Raw genomic sequence first — 18,936 nt, forward strand, 5'->3', positions numbered from 1 at the left:
ATCAAATGTCATCAGCCAAACAACTGAAAAACGCCGAAAATAATGGTCGATACGACAGTTAATGTCAAACCAATTAACGATTCAAAAGGCATGAGTTTCAACCGCTCTTTGATGTCCATTTGAACACTTCCTGCTGTTGCATGGAAAAAGCTCCCGTGCGGCATATGATCAAGCACAGTTGCACCAGCATGAATCATGGCTGCTCCTGAAAGAGCCGATACACCAAGCCCAATGAGTGTACCGCTAAATACGCCACTCGCTACCGCCGTTCCTGCTGTTGTCGAAGCAGTGGCGGCTGACATAAATATCCCTGAAGCTGGTGCAAGTAAATACGGTGGTAATCCCGAAGCATCGAGTGCTTGAATAAACACATCTTTTAAGGAAGAATTTGATACAATTCCTGCTAGTGTGCCTGTCCCTAATAACATAATCGCTACACCCGACATTTTATGAAGCCCCGACATCGCATAATCATTGAGAAACTTCCCTTTTTTCATGAAAAGAGCGCCTATAATGCCTCCGATCGGTAAGGCGATCATTGGGTCTATATTGATTTGAAAAAGCGGTCTTAAAGCCAACAATAAAATGGTGACAAGCGGACCCGCAAGTGCTTGAAAAAAAGCTGGCACTTCAACTTTGCTTAACGCGGTTTCCTCTTCAAGAACAGGTGTCCCTTTTTTTGCAAGCTTTTTAGCTAACACATATGTAACAGCCAATCCAAACACAGCCGGAATGACACCCGCAGCCATCATTGAAGTAAGCGGTACACCAAAAGCATCAGAAGCGGCAATGGCATTTGGATTCGGTGACATGATATTCCCTGCCTTCCCGCCTCCAATCATGGCGAGTAAAATCCCCGTTTTTGACAGCTTTGCCCGTTTCGCAATGGCAAGTGCGATAGGCGCTACCGTGATAACAGCTACATCTACAAAAACACCCACTGTTGTTAAAATCATGGTTGCCAGTGCAAGTGCTAATAACGCCCTCGCCTCTCCAAGCTTCTTCACGATCGCCTCGGCGATAGATAAAGCTGCACCCGACTCAATTAAAACGCCAGCCAGTACACCTGCCGCCATAATTCTGAGGACAGCTGGAATCATATCCTTAGCGCCTTCCATCATGACGTTGACGGTCTGAACAATATCTACACCGCCTACCAAGCCGCCTATGAAAGCACCTGCCAGCATGCCATATGCAGGTGATACTTTTTTTAGAATAAGAACAATCGCAACCACAAGTGCCGTCATGGCTCCTAGTGTACTTACTGTCACATCTCCACTCATTTTCGATCCCCCCCAAAATGTCTTTCTTTAATTGTAAGCGTTTACTAACTGGGATCGGGTTGTGAATCTAGATGAACTTTTTTCATTTATTCCTTTATTCAATTGTGCATATGCACAATTAAGATAGTTGACTCATCAACTGCGCCATATAAAGCTCCATCAACTGTTTCACATGACGGGGATCTTTTCCAGTCAAAGCTTGTATTTTATCTAAACGATATCGCAATGTATTCCTGTGAATAAATAAACGATCAACAATTCTTTGTAAATCACCGCCTTCTTTAATGTAAATTCTTAATGTGTGGGCAAGCTCCACTTCTTGTATTATTGGCTTGTAAAAGTCAATCCAACTACTGTTTTCTTCAACAGCTCCTGCAGTAATCAATAGCCTTTCCAGCTGATAAGATTCAAAAAAATAAATACTTTCCTTCGGATCAAGAGCCTTCCCCAACCTCAAGGAATCTCTTGCGTGCCCAAAGGACAATGACAGCTGGCTTATGTCGGCGGCGACAGTCCCTATCCCCACCAGCACCTGGCCTCCTACTGCTTTTTCCATTGTTCTTTGCAGCTGCCCAACCACATGCTTTAAAAAATGATCAGAAATCGGCTGCCTTAAAAGAACCAATTCATGACGAAAGGTCATGCCAAGCAAATCATCCACATTCTTATTGTATTGAATCGCATGAATCATTTTATGCACAGCGTCTTCTGAGGATGGAACTGGCTGAAATATGATGGCCATTCGGCGTTTATCTAAATCCATTCCCAGCCATGCAGCTCGGTTCTTTAGCTGATGATCACCAACGTCCGAATCAGAAATTAACTGATTGACAATTTCACTCTCTATTCGCTGCCGCCACTGAACTCGTTCAAGCAGAAAAGACTGCTCTAACACCAGCTCAGCCGCCATTTTCACCAGCTCGGCATGATGCCGAATGTCCTCTGGCTCACCAGTAATGCCAATCACACCAACTACTTGTTCACGAAAGCAAATAGGCAAATTGATTCCTGGTCTCACTCCTTCTAAGTGTAAGGACGCCTCGTGGTCAATTTCCACACTGTCCCCGCTTGTCAGAACAAGTCGTGCACCATCATGTTTCTGACCAATCCTGTTTCGTTCACCAGAACCAATGATGACACCATCCGCATTCATCACATTGATATTTTTATCTAAAATACGCATCGTACGTTCAACCATTTCTTGTGCCAATTCAGTGGTTAAAAATTGCATGAGGCATCTCTCCTGAAGGTATTTTCATTCAATGTATCATAGTGTCATTGCACAATAAATGCAAAGTGTTTAAAAATGAGGCATTGACAAAGATACATTGAAAAGGGTTTAATCAAATCAAGAGACCGACCGACAGTCTAGTCAAAAGAAAGGATGGCTTTATGAGAACAGTTAAACATCCTGAAGAACGTAAAAATGACATCTTAAACGCAGCCGAAGAGCTTTTTTCTACCAAAGGCTATCAGCAAACAACGATTATCGACATTCTGAAAGCTGTTGGCATTGCAAAAGGCACTTTTTATTATTACTTTTCATCCAAAGAAGAAGTGATGGATGCCATTATTGACAGGATTATCAAAGCAGATATCATCGTGGCGAAGCGTATTGCGGCTGAGCCAGACCTTCCAGTCGTCGACAAACTATTTCGCATTATCATGGCGCAATCGCCTCAGCAAGGAAGCAATAAACAGGGCATGATTGAACAATTCCATCAGCCTTCTAATGCAGAGATGCACCAAAAAAGCTTAATCAAAGCGATTAAAGAACTATCACCCGTTTTAGCTGATGTCATTCAGCAAGGGGTGGAAGAAGGGACATTCAAAACAAAGTACCCGCAAGAAACGGTGGAATTCCTTCTTGCTTCTGCACAGGTCATATTTGATGAGGGCCTTTTTCAATGGACAGCCGAAGAGAGTATGCAGCGCGCGCTAGCTTTTATCGATATCCTCGAATCCTCATTACATGCAGAAAAGGGGAGCTTCTCCTTTCTTCTGAAACGTTTATCTGGAGAACTTGATGAACATAATCAGTGATTGGTCACTTCAATACCAATCCTGCATACACTATAGACTGACGGTCGGTCTAGAAGGAGAGTGATACCCATGGCTTTATTATCTAAAAGAGGTTCATCCCACTTTATTTACCTCGTGCTTGGACAGATTATTTCCGTTTTTGGGTCTTCCTTAATTCGGTTTGTTCTATCATTACACGTGCTGGATATGACTCAGCGTGTTGACTTATATGCCTTACTGTTCGCTTTATCCAATGTCCCGCTCCTTCTTTCCCCCTTAGCAGGCGCAATCGCTGACCGGTTTAACAGAAGGAACTTGATGATTTTATTTGATGTTCTCACCGGCATCATGATTCTGGCTTTTTATTTTTGGTTATTCTCAGGCAATGATTCACTCTTTATGATCGGAGCGGTCATGGTGCTTCTTGGTGTGATGAGTACGTTCTATGCTCCCGCTGTGATGTCGAGCATTCCACAGTTAGTAAAACAGGAACAATTAGAACAAGCAAACGGGATCGTCAATGGCGTGCAGGCACTTTCAGGTGTTCTCGCTCCTATTATCGGCGGGGTTCTGTACGGACTGATTGGAAGTCAATCCATTATAGGTGCCAGTGCCATCGTGTTTTTTCTATCAGCATGCATGCTTTTACGGTTAAACATATCCTTCTCACCTAGCCCCCTAACGGAAACTATGGGCAAAGTGCTTGTAAAAGATATGAAACAGGGATTTTCCTATATTGGCAGTCAGCCATTTTTAAAAAGAGCCATGTTGCTTGCTGCAATGTTAAATTTCATCCTCACGCCCTTTTTTATCGTAGGTGGTCCAATCATTTTAAGGGTCACAATGAAAAGCAGTGACATCATGTATGGTGTAGGCATGGGCTTGATTGAGTTCGCTGTCATCGCAGGAGCTCTGCTAGTTGGACTTGTAGCAAAGCATTGGCGCATCCCTACTTTATATCGCTGGCTGATCGTCATCGCGATCATCTTGCTACCTGTGGCATTCTCTACATCCAACACAGCTCTTCAATTTGGCACTTATCCAGCTTATTTTCTCTTTCTAGCAGGATGTCTTCCGATTGCTATGCTGCTTACAATGATTTCAATCGTTGTGATTTCACATGTTCAAAAGAAAACGCCAAATAGTCAATTAGGAAAAGTGATGGCCAATCTGACAATGGTTTCTCAATGTGCTGCCCCGCTTGGTCAATTGATGTATGGATTCTTGTTCAATACGTTTTCAGCAAACATGTATGTGACAGTACTAATAGTCAGTACTTTCATGTTTGCCCTTGCCTATTTAACAAAAAATATGCTGCAACATGAAGGAGAATCAGCCTCATGAGACTGACGTTTATAAAGAAGGACTTAACCCGCCACCGTCTCATTTCCATCGGTTTAACCATATGCATTATGATGACATCATTTCTAGCAACAAGTGCCGCTCAAATGACAGTACAACTGAATGGTTCCATTTCTAATCTGCTCCATTCAGCCAAGGCACCAGACTTTGTCCAAATGCATGACGGCAGCCTAAAGGAAAAAGATATTGAGGCATTTTCAAGCAAGCAGTCCATGGTAAAAGCACATCAAATCGTCCCAATGATTCCAATTGAACATGCAAATATCAAATTCGGAAACGAACCCGCCAAAGCAGGTGTGATGGATCATTTATTTGTGAAACAAAATCGTTATTTTGATTTTCTTTTAAATGAACAAAATGAAAAGCTCACTGTCAGTAAAGGTGAAGTGGCTGTCCCTATCTATTTTCAGCAAAGATATCATCTCAAAATAGGAGAAACGTTACTGATTGGGAAAGGGTCTAATCAATTCTCTTTCCGTATTAAAGCATTCTTGCGAGATGCACAAATGAACCCCAGTCTTGTTAGTTCGAAAAGATTCCTTCTTCATCACAAGGATTGGGACGCAATGAATCAAGTGTTTCATAAAAAGGAATATTTAATTGAATTTTTACTGCATGATGCCGCGCAGGCAGATGCCTTTCAAGCAATCTACCAGTCATCACAGCTTCCACAACAAGGTCCAGCTGTCACATTACCTTTGCTGCGTATGCTGAACGCATTGACAGATGGAATGGTGATTGCCATTCTCCTACTTGTTTGCATGCTGCTCATCGGTATAGCTCTTCTCTCTCTTCATCTTGCTATGACGGCTTCTATAGAAGAGGACGAACGTGAAATTGGAATATTGAAGGTGCTTGGGATTCCTTTAACAAAAATCAAGCAATTATACGTTGGAAAGTATGCCTTCCTTGCTGGTATAGGGTGTATAGCAGGATATGGGTTAACTCTTATATTTGGTGATATGTTTACAGCCAATATTCAGCGATACATGGGGAATCAGCCTTCTTTTACTTATTGGTTCATCCCGCTTTGTGTTTCTATTGTGATGGCAATGATCATCATTTCTTGCAGCTATACTGTCCTAAGAAAGTTTGGTCGAGTATCAGCCGCTCAAGCACTTCAAGGTAGCGTCATTTCAACGAATGATAAAAAACAAATACCCTTGCATCTCAAGAAAAACAGGTTCATATCAGTCAATATTTGGCTTGGTTTAAAAGATCTGTTATCACGAAAGAAGTTGTACACAACGATTACTTGTATTATGGCCCTTTGTACATTTTTGATGCTGCTGCCTATTCAGCTATGGTACACCTTACAATCGCCGGATTTCATCACATATCTTGGCTCTGGTCAAAGTGACCTTCGAATTGATATACGACAAGGAAATCATCTAGAGGAAAATACTAATAAAATAGAATCAATGATCCGTGAAGATCGAGATATTCATGCATTAGCCATATATGAAACAACTTCTCTTCAGGCAAAATCAAAGGAGAATTCATTAGAAACACTCTATTTAGAAACAGGTAATCTCTCAGCATTTCCTCTCACCTATTTACAAGGGCGACAGCCTTTAAAGAATAAAGAAATTGCCTTATCAGTGCTCAGCTCAGATTCACTTCAGAAAAAGGTTGGAGAAAAAATTACTCTCGTAACAAACGGGCAGGAAATTCAAAAAACTGTGACTGGCATTTATCAGGATGTCACCAACGGCGGGAAAACAGCAAAAGCAATATCACAACCATTTCCTCAAACAACTCTTTGGAAAACTATTCAAATCCAACTAAACCAAGGAGTAGAAATTGCGAAGAAAAAGACAGTATTTGAAAAAGAGATATCTCCTGCAAAAGTGACAGATATGAAAGAATACGTTCATCAAACAATCGGCAGCACAGCATCTTTAGTAAAAGTCGTTGCATTTTTTTCTACATTAGCTGCTTTTGGAACCGCCAGTTTGATGTTATTCATGTTTCTGCACATGTTAAAAGCAAAAGATTCAAGCCGAAACCATTTATTACGAACGATTGGATTTTCTAAAAAAGATGTAACAGTACAATATATCACAAGTTTTATCGTCGTTATCTTTTTGGGCACATTTATTGGCACGATCGCTGTCCACACGATTGGACCAGCTTTAATGAGTGTAGGTGGCGCATCCTTAGGGGCATCAAGCCTACAGTGGCTAGCACCACAATGGGTGTCAGTTGTGTACCCAATCACACTATTGATTGTCAGCTTAGCTTTAACTGCTTCGTTATTGAAGACGTTTTTTACTAGTCAAACTACACGTCATACACTTTCATAAGGAGATGTTTCACATGGAACACTTGATTGAAACAAAGCGATTGTCTTTGCAAATTGATTCTTTAAAAGGACAGAAACAAATCATTCTTAAAGATATCTATTTATCGATAAATCCTGGGGAATTTGTGACCATTATGGGACCTTCCGGATGCGGGAAAACCTCCTTGCTTTATCAGCTTAGCGGGATAGAATCAGCCTCAACAGGAGAGATCAAATATAAAGGCAGTTTATTATCAGAAATGACAGATAAACAGTTAACTGCTCTGCGTTTAACAGATATGGGATTTGTCTTTCAACACAGCCACTTACTAAAAAATCTAAATCTATTTGATAACATCATTGCTGCAGCTTACTTAACAAAGAAAAAGCCAAGAAAAGAAGTGAATGAGCGAGCTAGATATTTAATGGAGAAACTTGATATTGATCATTTAGCAGATAGATATTTGTCAGAAGTATCAGGAGGTCAGCTTCAAAGAGCCTCTATCTGTCGAGCACTTATGAATGAACCAGACATTCTTTTCGCTGATGAACCAACAGGTGCTCTTAACTCCCATGCAACGAAGGAAGTGATGAATATATTTTCGAAAATCCATTCTGAAGGAGCGACACTACTGCTTGTCACACATGACCCAAAGGTTGCTCTTCGTTCTGAAAGAATCATGTTTATGAATGACGGAGAAATAACGGCTAGCTTACATTTAGGGAGATATGATGATGAGTCAACTGCCGAGAAACGGGAGACCAGATTAAATCAATGGCTTCAAGATTTAGGGTTTTAAGTTGGAATAAAACAGGCAGCCTTTCTGCCTGTTTTACTTTTCCTGGCACTCAAATGAATAATCCATAGACAAACTATTAGTCTCTAGTATGATTTTGCCGCCTACTTGTTGACAAGATTCTGTCAGCAATTCGATTTCTTTGCTATAAAAGTATCTCTTTGACATATACAGAGTCACTAAAACAAGTAACAGCGTCGCCATAATCACTGTGATTTGCCAATTTAAGTTTTTAAATCTTTTTTTCATATCAACATCCTTTCCAACAGACTAATTTTTGTCTGCTTCTATCCGTTTCTATTCCAAATTTGATCTAGCATCATCATAACTGATTTTCTTTAATAGATCGACCTTCCAACTTACCCACCGATTAACTAAAATCTCTTTATTTGTAATATACCAGTTATATTTTTGATCATAATCATAAAATCCATTGTATATATTTCTTTTTTAGACGATTAAAAAAAGATTTTAATCATTTGTATAAACATTCAATCACCATTACAATTTCGTACATCACATGACCATAGGTCCTTTTTATTACCTCTTGGCAATCACCTCACAGAAATGATTATATTCTTCCAAAAATTGTGATATCGTTTTTTAGTGAAACAGGTGAAAGGATCTTAAAGAGGTGAAATTTCATGGCTATCATTTCTGCTGAACAGGTGGGGAACCGTTTAAATGATTGGCGAATTGCGATTCGCAAACATGATGTACAAAGTGCTAACGCAATGTACACAGAATTAAAGCAATTGCTTCAAGAAATGGAAGAGAATCAGGAGGTATTGACTTATTATTCATTGCTAGAAGGCAAGTATAAACTCATGATATATGAACGAAGAGGTAAAAAACTGAATGAACAGACAGAGCTAGATTGTCCCTCTAAAACAAACGACTTAATTGAATACTATTTTTACCTATACAAAGCCCTTTACGCTTCATATAACAGAGACTATGCATCAGCCATTGGACTGTTTAAAATTGCCGAGAAAAAACTGCAAAACATTCCGGATGAAATAGAAGTAGCTGAATTCCATACGAAAATCGCAAACTTATATATGCTACTTCGTCAAAGCCTAATTTCTCTTCACTATATTCAGAATGCTATAGATATTTTCAAAAGTCATGAAGGATATGAAAGAAGATTAGCGACAGCCATTGTCATCGCCGCTGCTAATTATATGGATATTGGCGACTTCACAAGAGCAGAAAACTACTACAAAAAAGCATTACACATCGCTGACAATCTAAATGATCATTTTCTAACTTCACAGCTTTTTCATAATATCAGTATTCTGTATGCCGAAGCTGGAGAATCGAAAAAATGTATCGATGCCCTAGAAAAGGCTCTAAGTGATGAAAACTACCTCTCATCGTGCTATTTCCATCACACCATGTTTATGTTAGTCAAAGAGCTGCTCTCTATTGATGAAAGAACACAAGCTCTCTATTACTTCGAATTGGTCAACCAAAAACACGAATCAGAGAAATGCCCCATCTATACAGCAAAAATGAATTTGCTTTACCATCTATATTTTACTGAGGATATGTCTCAAAAAGCTCAAGCCTGTTTCGAGGAAATCAGCATTCTAAAAGAGTTAAAGGATGCTGAAGGTGCCTGTGAATTAAGTGCACTAGCTGCAAAACACTTTGAAGATTTAGGTGCCATTCATCAAGCCTATCTCTTTTTGAAGGAAGCCTATCACATGAACCATCCTATATTTGAATGGAGGAATTCTAATGAAAAAAATGAGTTTATTGATCCTTGCTTTAACCATCGTTGTTTTCGGACAAACAGTGTCTTTCAATTCGTTAAATGAGACGAATCCTGGCACAACAGAACGACCTATCGGAACTTAATATAAAAATGGATCACAGCAAAGAACCACTTGCCTGATCACAAGGCAAGTGGTTCCACCATTATTTTAATTGCTGATAAGATATGAGGCGGTGTATATGTACCGCAAGATAAGTAAGCTCATCATTAGGAATGACGATACTATGCACCTGTTTAATATAATCTTTGATTTTAAAAGCAACATCCATCGCCTGAGGATACAAGTGTGCAATTTGTTCAAACAACTCATTTTCTTGATCCGACAGTAATTTATTTGCATACAACCTCTCTACAAAGAACTTCACATGTGTAATGAACCGACTATAATGAATATTCTCTTGGTCCATTTTCATATTCAATGTATAGCGCACAAGATTGACAATGCTCCCGATCATTTTGGCATATTTCATGCTATCTTTTGAATCGGATTCTTCACCTAATGCATTGATTAGGTGAAAGGCGATATTGGCAGCTTCTTCTTTTGGTAATTGCATGCCCAATGTATCATTGACTAACTCAAGAGCGTACTTCCCTACTTCAAATTCTTCAGTATAGTAATTTTTGATTTCCCAGTACACGCGATTCGTAATATTAATATTCTTTTTATGTCGTTCAACAGCAAAATTCAAATGATCCATTAAGGTAAAATAAACGCCTGAATTTAGATTTGAATTTAACCGTTTTTCTGCATATTGGACGATGCGCTGAGTTAAATCGATAAACTCTTGAGGCATAGAATCTAGCAATTGAAGAAATTCTTTTGCTCTCATGTTATCGACTGACATAAAGACTTGGTCCGCTTTTTTCTCTTCTATCATTTGACCCGGTTTCTGTCCATAGCCAATCCCACGGCCAAACAAAACCATCTCCTGTTGGTTCTGATCTTCAGCCAGGACCACACTCGAGTTTAAAACTTTTTTGATTTTAAACATCGTCATCACCTGTTTTCATGATTGTGGTGTTCAATCAAGCGCTTCACCATTTGTCTCAATGACTTTTTGGTACCAATAAAATGAGTCTTTTCGAGATCGTTTTAATGTTCCGTTCCCATCATCATCTTGATCTACGTGAATAAAGCCATAGCGTTTTGACATTTGTGATGTACCTGCACTAATAATATCAATGGAGCCCCAACTCGTATATCCAAAGAGATCGACGCCCTCTTCAATCGCTTCTCTCATCTGACGGAAATGCTCTTTAAAATAGTTAATCCGATAGTCGTCATGGATAGAGCCATCACTTTCAACTTTATCCTTTGCACCCATTCCATTTTCGACAATGATAAGAGGTTTTTGATAGCGATCATACAGTTCGATTAAAGAAATTTTCAGACCAACCGGATCAATTTGCCAGCCCCAGTCAGTTGAAGGCAGATAAGGGTTTTTGACTCCTCGAATCGTATTTCCTTCTGTCTGTTCTAACCCTTCTTGAGCTGATTCAGTTAAAGACATATAGTAGCTAAATGAGATGAAATCGACTGTGTTTTCTTTTAGAATGTTGAGATCATCTGCTTCCATTTGAATATGAATATTTTTTCTCTCAAGCATCCGTGTAATCAGTGCCGGATATTCGCCAAACACCTGAACATCTGCATAGAAATAGTTTTCTAAGTTTTGTTTTAAGGCTTGTTCCACATCATTCGGGTGACACGTATGCGGATACGTTGTCAATTTTGTCAGCATACATCCAACCTGGCTGCCTGGGATAATACGATGGCAATCAGCTGTTACAAGAGCAGATGCAACAAATTGATGATGGAGCGCTTGATACACGGTCTCTTCTACTTTACCTTCTGGGCAACGATCAGGAATAATTCCTGCTGTAATAAATGAGTGGCGGTGAATACTATCAATTTCATTAAAGGTGAGCCAATATTTCACATCATGTTGATAACGTTCGAAACAAACATTGGCGAACTTCACAAAGAGATCGACCACTTTTCTTTCCACCCAGCCGTTATATTTCACACTAAGGGCTAAAGGCATTTCATAATGAGAGAGTGTCACAATCGGTTCTATATTGAGTTTTTTCATTTCGGCAAATACACGATCATAGAATTGCAGCCCTTTTTCATTTGGTTCAGCTTCTTCTCCAGTAGGGAAGATACGACTCCACGCAATAGAAATGCGAAGTGTTTTAAAGCCCATTTCAGCAAATAGAGCCAAATCTTCTTTATAGTGGTGATAGAAATCAACACCTCTGCGTTTAGGGTACTTTTTATCATCTGGGTCTTTTATTGCACGTTCTATATTTTCAGAAGTCACAGCAAGATGTCCTTCATAATCTTCTACACTTAAATTGGAACGATACATTGCAATATCTGCAACTGATGGTCCCTTTCCATCTATATTCCAAGCGCCTTCTGCCTGGTTGGCGGCAATTGCGCCGCCCCATAAAAACCCTTTTGGAAAACCTTTAATTGTTGTCATATGTTTAGCCTCCTAATTGTGTGACAACCATCAATGTATCTTGACGATTGACCTCTTGTAATGGCTGTACCTTTATATCATATTGATCTGTATTTGTGATGACAGCAAGTGTAACTGGATCATAACCTGCAGCTATGATTTTTTCTACATCAAATTCAATCAGTAAATCTCCTGCTTGAACACGTTCTCCTGCCTGCACTTTTGGATGAAAATACTGTCCTTGCAGTTGAACGGTATCAATGCCAATGTGGAATAGTACTTCAACCCCTTGGTCCGTTTTCATACCAAGTGCATGATTTGTTTCGAACAGCATGGTCACCTCACCATCTACTGGTGCGTAAAGCGCTCCTTCTGAAGGGACAATGGCAATTCCGTCTCCCATGACCTTTGAAGAGAAAATATCATCTTTTACTTCAGATAGAGAGATCATTTGACCAATCACAGGACTTTTGAATGTTTCACCTGCTCCAATTTGTTCAGCAAATGCCGCTTGATCATTTGTCTTTTCTTCTACTGTTTTATCCTTACCTAATACAAAAGCAGCGATAAAGGCGACAATAAAGGAAATGACTGCTCCAATGACAGCAAACATTAGATTTCGTGGGAGCTCATCTGATATAAACATCGACATACTTGCTAATCCAGGGCCAACAAGTACAAAGGCTTGTATACCAACTAATCCAATGAAGATCCCGCCAACAAACGAACCAATCATGACACTTCCAAGGACTCGCTTATTTTGAAGTGTCACACCATACAAAGCAGGCTCTGTGATACCAAAAAATGCTGAAATCCCTGCCGAAATGGCTGTTGATCTGAGTACCTTGTCTTTTGTGCGTAGTGCTACTGCGAAACACGCTCCACTTTCCGCAATATTATGTGCAAGTGATGCTGGCAAATAAAGTGCTTCTTTCCCAAGGGTACCCATCGTTGTGACTGCATAAGGGACCATCGCTTTGTGCATACCTGATGCGACCATGAATGGAAGGACTGCTGCTAAAATCGCGACAGCTACCCATCCTACTGTATTAAACATTGCAAGAATGATGGATGAAAAACCTTGTCCTGCTGTAAAACCAATCGGTCCTAATAGAAGTAATGTAACTGGTACAGTAATGACTAATGACATCATTGGAACAAAGAAAATCCGAATTGGTTTTGGTGAAAATCGTGTAAAGAATTTTTCCATTTGAGCGTACAGCAATACAGAAAGGATTGCTGGGAACACTTGATACGCATAAGCTATATTTTTCACGTCGAATGACAGCAATTGCGCACCTTCAGTAAGCATAGCCGTCATGTTCGGAAGAAGAAGCGCACCGACTGCTGATAATGCGACCAATGGGTTTACCTTTAGTTTATTCGCCGTCGTTACAGCGACTAGTAAAGGCAGGAAGTAAAGCGGTGCGTCCCCTACCATGTTCAATATTTGATAGGTTTGACCCTTTGCATCCATCCAGCCTAATAGAGAGAAAAGGAGAAGAAATGATTTTAAAATCCCTCCGCCTGCGATAGCTGGAACAAGCGGCTGGAAGACACCGACAATGAAATCTAACAGAACTGTGCCTATTTTTCTTTTTTCTTTTGGCTGATTAGATGGCACGACTTGCCCCGATGAGCTGCTGCCCATTAGTCTTGTTACCTCTTGATACACTTCAATCACGTCATTCCCAATCACCACTTGGCATTGTCCTGACATTCTGACAGCTATGACACCTGGTGTTTTTTCTAGTGCTGGTACATCTGCTTTTTTCTGATCAATTAGTGTGAAGCGAAGTCTTGTGGAACAGTGCTCAAGATGCGCAATGTTTTCTTTACCACCAACATGCTTTAAAACGTCTTTGGCAACCTGTGTGTAATCCATTGTTTCTCCCCCTTTTCTCATACATGAGACCTATATTTCGGCAATAAAAAAAGGACCTAAAACGACAAATTAAAGAAACTCATCGTTTTTAGATCCTGCCTGCATGACCAGTCACATGTCTAATTTATTTATATTGGATTTGTTTTTAGTATATATCGATTATATGAAAGCGTCAACATTTATTTTTTTGAAATTTATTAAGGTCTATATACCTAAATTGATTTTCTTTAATTTAATTGAAACAACCTTTCTCGCTTGTTTATACATCGATATCCTTTTATCATCAATAAGAACTATCTCCATGATAAAAAACCAGATAAGTTTACTCATCTGGTTTCCACCATCTATTTTTTTCTTTCTTCCGCCTGCTTTTTGAAAGCATTCGCTTGTTTTTGATATTCCTTTTTCGTGACCGCTTTTAACTCTACGGTACCGCCTGTCATTTTAAATGGAAGTTTGATTGATTTTACATCTCGATCAGTGGAACCTTGAATGATTCCATCTTCAATTGAGGGCTCATAGCCCATAAAAAAATTTCTTCCATCCGTTTCACCCGAAACTTCTAATCTCATTTCTTTATAAGGCTTACACTCTTTTTCAGGAACAGTTGTTATTAGAAGGGAGCCGGTCCATCCAAGCTCAATATGCATCGTTTTCACCTGTAAAAATAGTTGTTTGTCCTTTGCCGTATAGAGAAAACCATAGATCTTCGCCACTTTCTCCTTGAAGTTTCTCATACTATCATAAAACCTATTTTCCGCGGTATCGAATAGATAATCATATCGTTTTTGAATATCTTTATGATATTTATCTAGCTTTTTTTGATTGATTGCCTTATAAATCGTGCTTTTCTTTTCGCCTTGTTTTTTCACTGAAAGGTCTTTTCCTGAAAAATGAACTTCGTATACGATCGTTTCTTTACCTTGTGTGACTTTGAATTCATACCCGTTTTCTTTTGAACTGCCGGATAAGACAAATTGTTTTTTATAGATATGCGGGTCCCATCTCACTTCTTCTACATACTTTTCATTCAAATGCCCCGTTACTTTCCCTTTACTCTCAGATACCTTAAACCAGCTCATTCTATCTTTCGTTTTATACGCAAATGCATAGGAATGGTTCAATGAATTTTTTTGTGCAATTGCTTGATATGCTGTCCAGCTACCTCCACCAATGACTAGCACTGTTAGGATAGACACGATCCACATTTTCAATTTGCTCATACGTACCTCCTCTGTTAACATGTGTATTTTTTCTCCATTATCATGTCAAAACACAATGAACAAAATCTGTTATCTCATCACCTCCTTTATAAAATTTTAAAACCTGCTTGTATTTTCCACTGAATATCAATTATTATATATCTAAATGATATATCTTTTAGATAGGTGTGCTGATATGAAAAAATACAATGATACGACGTATGCGATTTTAGGTATTTTAACGACAGATTGTAAGTCTGGTTACGAAGTGAAGCAATTAATTGATAAGAGCTTGCATCATTTTTGGAAAATTAGTTATGGACAAATTTATCCAGCTTTAAAGTTAATAGTCGAGGAAGGTCTTGCTGAGGTTTCACCTGCTTCTACGTCAGGTCGCTCCGACAAGCGGGAATATCATTTGACTGAAAAAGGGCTGGAGACGTTAAGAGAGTGGCTGGCAAAGCCTCTCGATCAGTTACCAACGGAACGAAATGAAGTGTTATTAAAGTTATTCTTCGGTCAATATCTTTCGATTGAGAAAAAGCTGGTACTGCTACAGGATTATGAAAGGCAGCTTCGTATCCGTTATGAGACCTATGTTTCGATTGAAGAAAACATTCAAGAGCTTTATCCAGATGAAGCAGATGCGAAGTATTGGCTGTTTACTTTAGATTACGGAAAAAGAGTGGCTCAAGCAGGAATTGATTGGTGCGTGGAAACATCCCACTTGATGAAGAAGGAAGGGTAAATGAATGAAAAAAGACATACGTGCTGGCAGATTTACAACAGAGAATTCTGACTCGATTGTTGTGTTTATTATCGGCATGCGGATCAACAAACGCTGGGCGGTCCATCAATGGATGCCTGTGTTCATGGCGATGCCTGGCATGATCAAAGAGCTGTATACCCATCAAGATGAGCTTGGTTTCCTCGGAACAGAGAATTACTTTGGCTTACGTACGACAGCGATGATCCAATATTGGAAATCAACAGATGACCTTCTGGCTTATGCGAAGATGGAAAAACATTTGGCGGCTTGGAAGAACTTCCATCAGAGGGCTCAGAACAATGACGCAGTGGGTATTTATCATGAAACCTATCAAATTCAAGCCGGCTCGTATGAATCTGTCTATGTGAATATGCCTTCTTATGGACTGAGCCAAGCGAGAGCGCCTATTCCAATTGGTAAAGGAAAACAAACAGCGAAAGAACGGCTGAAAACAACAAATTCCTAGAGAGCGAATCTCTAGGAATTTCTTTTTGCAACGGTCACAAAATGCTTTAATATGCGGGCTGTTAATCCCCAAATGGTGTAGTTTTCATAATCATAAAACCATTCCTCTATCGAACGGCTTCCCCAGCGGTACTTCTCACCATTCATGATTTTTTCATAAGGGAAATCCTCAGCAGGTGTTGGCTGAACGGATACATGATGTAGGTACGGCTCATATTGAATTAGCCATGATAGAGGCACGGTAAAGGTCTCTTCTACTTCTTCTTGATTGAAGGAGTGTTTCACTTTTTGTTCATCAATGATCCCGACATATGGGTAGACCACGAAGGATGGAGACGCAATGTAAGGACTAAGCTGTCCAAGAATCTCCACCGATTCTGGCGGAATGCCCAGCTCTTCATGTGTTTCTCGCAATGCAGCTTCCTGTGCTGTTTCGCTGCCGTCGAGTTTGCCACCAGGGAAGCTAATATCTCCCGGCTGTTTTCTCATGATGAGCGATCGCACCTCAAATAAAATATGCCATTCTCCGTTTACTTGCACCAAAGGGACAAGGACTGCAGCTTTGAACGCTGTTTCTTCTCCAATAAATAACGGTTGAGATTGATGTAAGTCATTTTTTAATTGGTCAATGAACACGGGCATCACCTATTTTCTGTTTCTCTTTCTTTTAGCGTATCATGGTTCACCTTTTGAAGAAAGATGATCTTATCTGACAATTATTTTTATCAAATTGACAACTTTACTTGTCAATTTGAATAACATGTTTTACAATCAAAGAAAGATTCAGATCAAAATTGAGGTGACAGAATGAAAAATCGGCTAAAAGAGCTTCGTGCACGTGATGGTTTGAACCAAACTGAGCTTGCCAAGTGTGCAAAGGTTTCTCGTCAGACCATCAGCTTAATGGAACGCGATGAATTAATGCCGTCTCTCTTGCTCGCTGTTAAGCTTTCACGAATTTTTCAGGAACCCATTGAACGTATTTTTCTATTCGAGGAGGATGAACTATCATGAAAACTGTATACAAACTGCTCTCAGGTGCTCTCCTTGGCTTTCTCGGCGCTTACTGTCTGCTGGCTGCCGAATTTGAAATGACACTTCTTGATATTGCATTCGAAGCGACACTTGTCATCAGTGGATTGACGATTGTATTGATTGTTTATTGTTTTTCAGGGATTTCACGTATAAAGAAAAGAGTATCTCTTTCGGTATCTGGAGATGAAGAGGATGAACTCGAAGCAAAACAGTCTCGTACCTTTAATGATTTGTCTTTATCCAATACGGTAAGTACCATTTTGTCCATTATTGCCATCGGTATAGCCATCGTCACTGAGCAGCCTATTTGGCTGATTCTGGTCAATGCTGGTTTATTTATCGTCACCATTATCAGTTCTTACGTAGCGATATCCGTTCTAAAGCTTGTCTACCCTAATCGCAACCTACCAAGCCCTTCTGACAAAGATTATAGTAAAAAGCTGCTCGCTATTTCTGACGAAGGTGAAAAGCATGTGATGCTTGGCGGACTGTTTCATACGTATCAATTGATGAATATCTTATTGGTCGGTGCCATGTTTATTTTGATTGTGTATTCCCTTGGCTCCAATCACTCTCAGCTGTTCTCAATCATGATGATTGGACTTGTTTTAATCATTTTGAATGCAAATTATATGTTCAGGATTAGAAATCGTTAAATGAACAAAAGCACAGTCAATTGAACTGTGTTTTTTACTTTAATAATTGGCTGAATATTTATTTGAAAAGTATGAGATAAATATACCTACAAAAATCACAGTAAATATATCACCTGTGATATATTCAAAAATAGGAATATAACCCATTATTCCTTTTTCAATATTAACAGTAGGATAATTATATAGTGGTTCTAACCCTTTATATATTATTAAAAGAAGTTCATCTTTAGTAGACTCAATATTATTAAAATACCCAAAAATATCATTATTATAATAATAGAAGGAACCAAAAACAATACCTATTATAATATGAAAAAGCAAATAAACACTAATGAGATTTGCTAAATTGAAAAATGCAGATCTAAAGATATCCATTGTACTTTTTAGAAATAAAAATAAGTATAAAATAGTGAAACAAGTTATTAATGGTATTAACATAATATTAGATATATTCTCTAAAAACACTAGTGTAAGACTAAGTGGATAAATCAGAACAATAAGCAATTTAGTCAGATAAAATAAAACATTAACATCTGAGTTATTGTGTTTATATGTAAGCAATATAGCTAAATATAGAAGGAACACTATTCCCATATAAAAATAAAAATCTTTTAAAGCAAAATGATCTACAAATAAAACAGCAAAAAATAAGAAAACCCCCAGCCAAACAACCCAACTTTTCGGACTGCTTATAAAGAGACACTTCAACATGGCACTCTTTAATAGTCTTTTTAATTCTCTCCACTTTAAAGGGGGTGCAGATTGATTATTTACTTTTTTTATTTGATTGAAATACTTCAAAATTTTTTTATAATATCTTTCAATATAAAATATAATCGTCACTATTACCGGCACTAAGAGAATTATAATAACAATGGCAAGTATAATACCCATAATTATCCTCCTTATTCATAAATTTATCTAAATT

Annotated in this window: 17 protein-coding genes; 9 read left to right on the top strand and 8 right to left on the bottom strand. The window is 38.9% G+C overall.

What is annotated here, in order from left to right; genetic code table 11:
• Nucleotides 1-11: 11 nt before the first annotated feature.
• Together NSS78_RS18970 and NSS78_RS18975 are read right to left on the bottom strand one after the other, a co-directional pair.
• On the bottom strand, nt 12-1,283 hold the full coding sequence (locus tag NSS78_RS18970; protein ID WP_106032022.1) for a GntP family permease: 1,272 nt from the start codon (nt 1,281-1,283) through the stop codon (nt 12-14).
• A 118-nt stretch (nt 1,284-1,401) separates the two neighbouring features.
• Nucleotides 1,402-2,514, bottom strand: a complete 1,113-nt coding sequence (locus NSS78_RS18975; protein WP_327839449.1) for a sugar diacid recognition domain-containing protein — start codon at nt 2,512-2,514, stop codon at nt 1,402-1,404.
• Nucleotides 2,515-2,675: 161 nt separating this feature from the next.
• On the opposite strand from NSS78_RS18975, the gene NSS78_RS18980 reads away from it, so the two are divergent.
• From NSS78_RS18980 to NSS78_RS19000, 5 genes are all read left to right on the top strand, one after another.
• Complete coding sequence (locus NSS78_RS18980) at nt 2,676-3,326, top strand: TetR/AcrR family transcriptional regulator (protein WP_050944607.1); 651 nt, start codon at nt 2,676-2,678, stop codon at nt 3,324-3,326.
• A 69-nt stretch (nt 3,327-3,395) separates the two neighbouring features.
• Nucleotides 3,396-4,649 carry an MFS transporter gene (locus NSS78_RS18985; protein WP_309216107.1) on the top strand — a complete coding sequence of 418 codons (1,254 nt, stop codon included), beginning with the start codon at nt 3,396-3,398 and terminating at the stop codon, nt 4,647-4,649.
• Nucleotides 4,646-6,973 (top strand): ABC transporter permease, encoded by a 2,328-nt coding sequence (locus tag NSS78_RS18990; RefSeq protein WP_309216108.1) that lies wholly within the window; start codon nt 4,646-4,648, stop codon nt 6,971-6,973. Before NSS78_RS18985 ends, NSS78_RS18990 begins: the two co-directional genes overlap by 4 nt.
• A 13-nt stretch (nt 6,974-6,986) precedes the next feature.
• The gene (locus tag NSS78_RS18995) at nt 6,987-7,751 is read left to right on the top strand and encodes an ABC transporter ATP-binding protein (protein ID WP_251190586.1); all 765 of its coding nucleotides are present in this window, start codon (nt 6,987-6,989) and stop codon (nt 7,749-7,751) included.
• 641 nt (nt 7,752-8,392) lie between these two features.
• Nucleotides 8,393-9,571: a Rap family tetratricopeptide repeat protein gene (locus NSS78_RS19000; RefSeq protein ID WP_226804505.1), complete on the top strand. Its 1,179-nt coding sequence runs from the start codon at nt 8,393-8,395 to the stop codon at nt 9,569-9,571.
• 100 nt (nt 9,572-9,671) lie between these two features.
• On the opposite strand, the gene NSS78_RS19005 is transcribed toward NSS78_RS19000, so the two are convergent.
• The 4 genes from NSS78_RS19005 to NSS78_RS19020 form a co-directional block, all read right to left on the bottom strand.
• The gene (locus NSS78_RS19005; RefSeq protein ID WP_226804507.1) at nt 9,672-10,520 is read right to left on the bottom strand and encodes a PRD domain-containing protein; all 849 of its coding nucleotides are present in this window, start codon (nt 10,518-10,520) and stop codon (nt 9,672-9,674) included.
• Nucleotides 10,521-10,550: 30 nt separating this feature from the next.
• Nucleotides 10,551-12,017 (bottom strand): glycoside hydrolase family 1 protein, encoded by a 1,467-nt coding sequence (locus NSS78_RS19010; protein ID WP_309216109.1) that lies wholly within the window; start codon nt 12,015-12,017, stop codon nt 10,551-10,553.
• A 4-nt stretch (nt 12,018-12,021) separates the two neighbouring features.
• Complete coding sequence (locus NSS78_RS19015) at nt 12,022-13,881, bottom strand: beta-glucoside-specific PTS transporter subunit IIABC (protein ID WP_212045754.1); 1,860 nt, start codon at nt 13,879-13,881, stop codon at nt 12,022-12,024.
• Nucleotides 13,882-14,225: 344 nt separating this feature from the next.
• Nucleotides 14,226-15,104 (bottom strand): hypothetical protein, encoded by an 879-nt coding sequence (locus NSS78_RS19020; RefSeq protein WP_050944616.1) that lies wholly within the window; start codon nt 15,102-15,104, stop codon nt 14,226-14,228.
• A gap of 175 nt (nt 15,105-15,279) precedes the next feature.
• Here NSS78_RS19020 and NSS78_RS19025 point away from each other — a divergent pair, with 175 nt between their 5' ends.
• Nucleotides 15,280-15,831 (top strand): PadR family transcriptional regulator, encoded by a 552-nt coding sequence (locus tag NSS78_RS19025; protein ID WP_113387516.1) that lies wholly within the window; start codon nt 15,280-15,282, stop codon nt 15,829-15,831.
• Between the two features lie 4 nt (nt 15,832-15,835).
• The gene (locus tag NSS78_RS19030) at nt 15,836-16,318 is read left to right on the top strand and encodes a DUF4188 domain-containing protein (protein WP_003215117.1); all 483 of its coding nucleotides are present in this window, start codon (nt 15,836-15,838) and stop codon (nt 16,316-16,318) included.
• An 11-nt stretch (nt 16,319-16,329) separates the two neighbouring features.
• On the opposite strand, the gene NSS78_RS19035 is transcribed toward NSS78_RS19030, so the two are convergent.
• Nucleotides 16,330-16,953 carry a CoA pyrophosphatase gene (locus NSS78_RS19035; RefSeq protein ID WP_137054133.1) on the bottom strand — a complete coding sequence of 208 codons (624 nt, stop codon included), beginning with the start codon at nt 16,951-16,953 and terminating at the stop codon, nt 16,330-16,332.
• Between the two features lie 171 nt (nt 16,954-17,124).
• On the opposite strand from NSS78_RS19035, the gene NSS78_RS19040 reads away from it, so the two are divergent.
• Together NSS78_RS19040 and NSS78_RS19045 are read left to right on the top strand one after the other, a co-directional pair.
• The gene (locus NSS78_RS19040; protein WP_309216110.1) at nt 17,125-17,331 is read left to right on the top strand and encodes a helix-turn-helix transcriptional regulator; all 207 of its coding nucleotides are present in this window, start codon (nt 17,125-17,127) and stop codon (nt 17,329-17,331) included.
• Complete coding sequence (locus tag NSS78_RS19045; RefSeq protein ID WP_342468251.1) at nt 17,328-18,008, top strand: DUF3169 family protein; 681 nt, start codon at nt 17,328-17,330, stop codon at nt 18,006-18,008. Before NSS78_RS19040 ends, NSS78_RS19045 begins: the two co-directional genes overlap by 4 nt.
• Nucleotides 18,009-18,047: 39 nt before the next feature.
• On the opposite strand, the gene NSS78_RS19050 is transcribed toward NSS78_RS19045, so the two are convergent.
• Nucleotides 18,048-18,902 carry a hypothetical protein gene (locus tag NSS78_RS19050; protein WP_212045758.1) on the bottom strand — a complete coding sequence of 285 codons (855 nt, stop codon included), beginning with the start codon at nt 18,900-18,902 and terminating at the stop codon, nt 18,048-18,050.
• Nucleotides 18,903-18,936: the final 34 nt, after the last annotated feature.

Origin of the sequence: Bacillus sp. FSL W8-0920 (genome assembly GCF_038593215.1) — a bacterium.
Classification (GTDB): domain Bacteria; phylum Bacillota; class Bacilli; order Bacillales; family Bacillaceae; genus Bacillus; species Bacillus pumilus.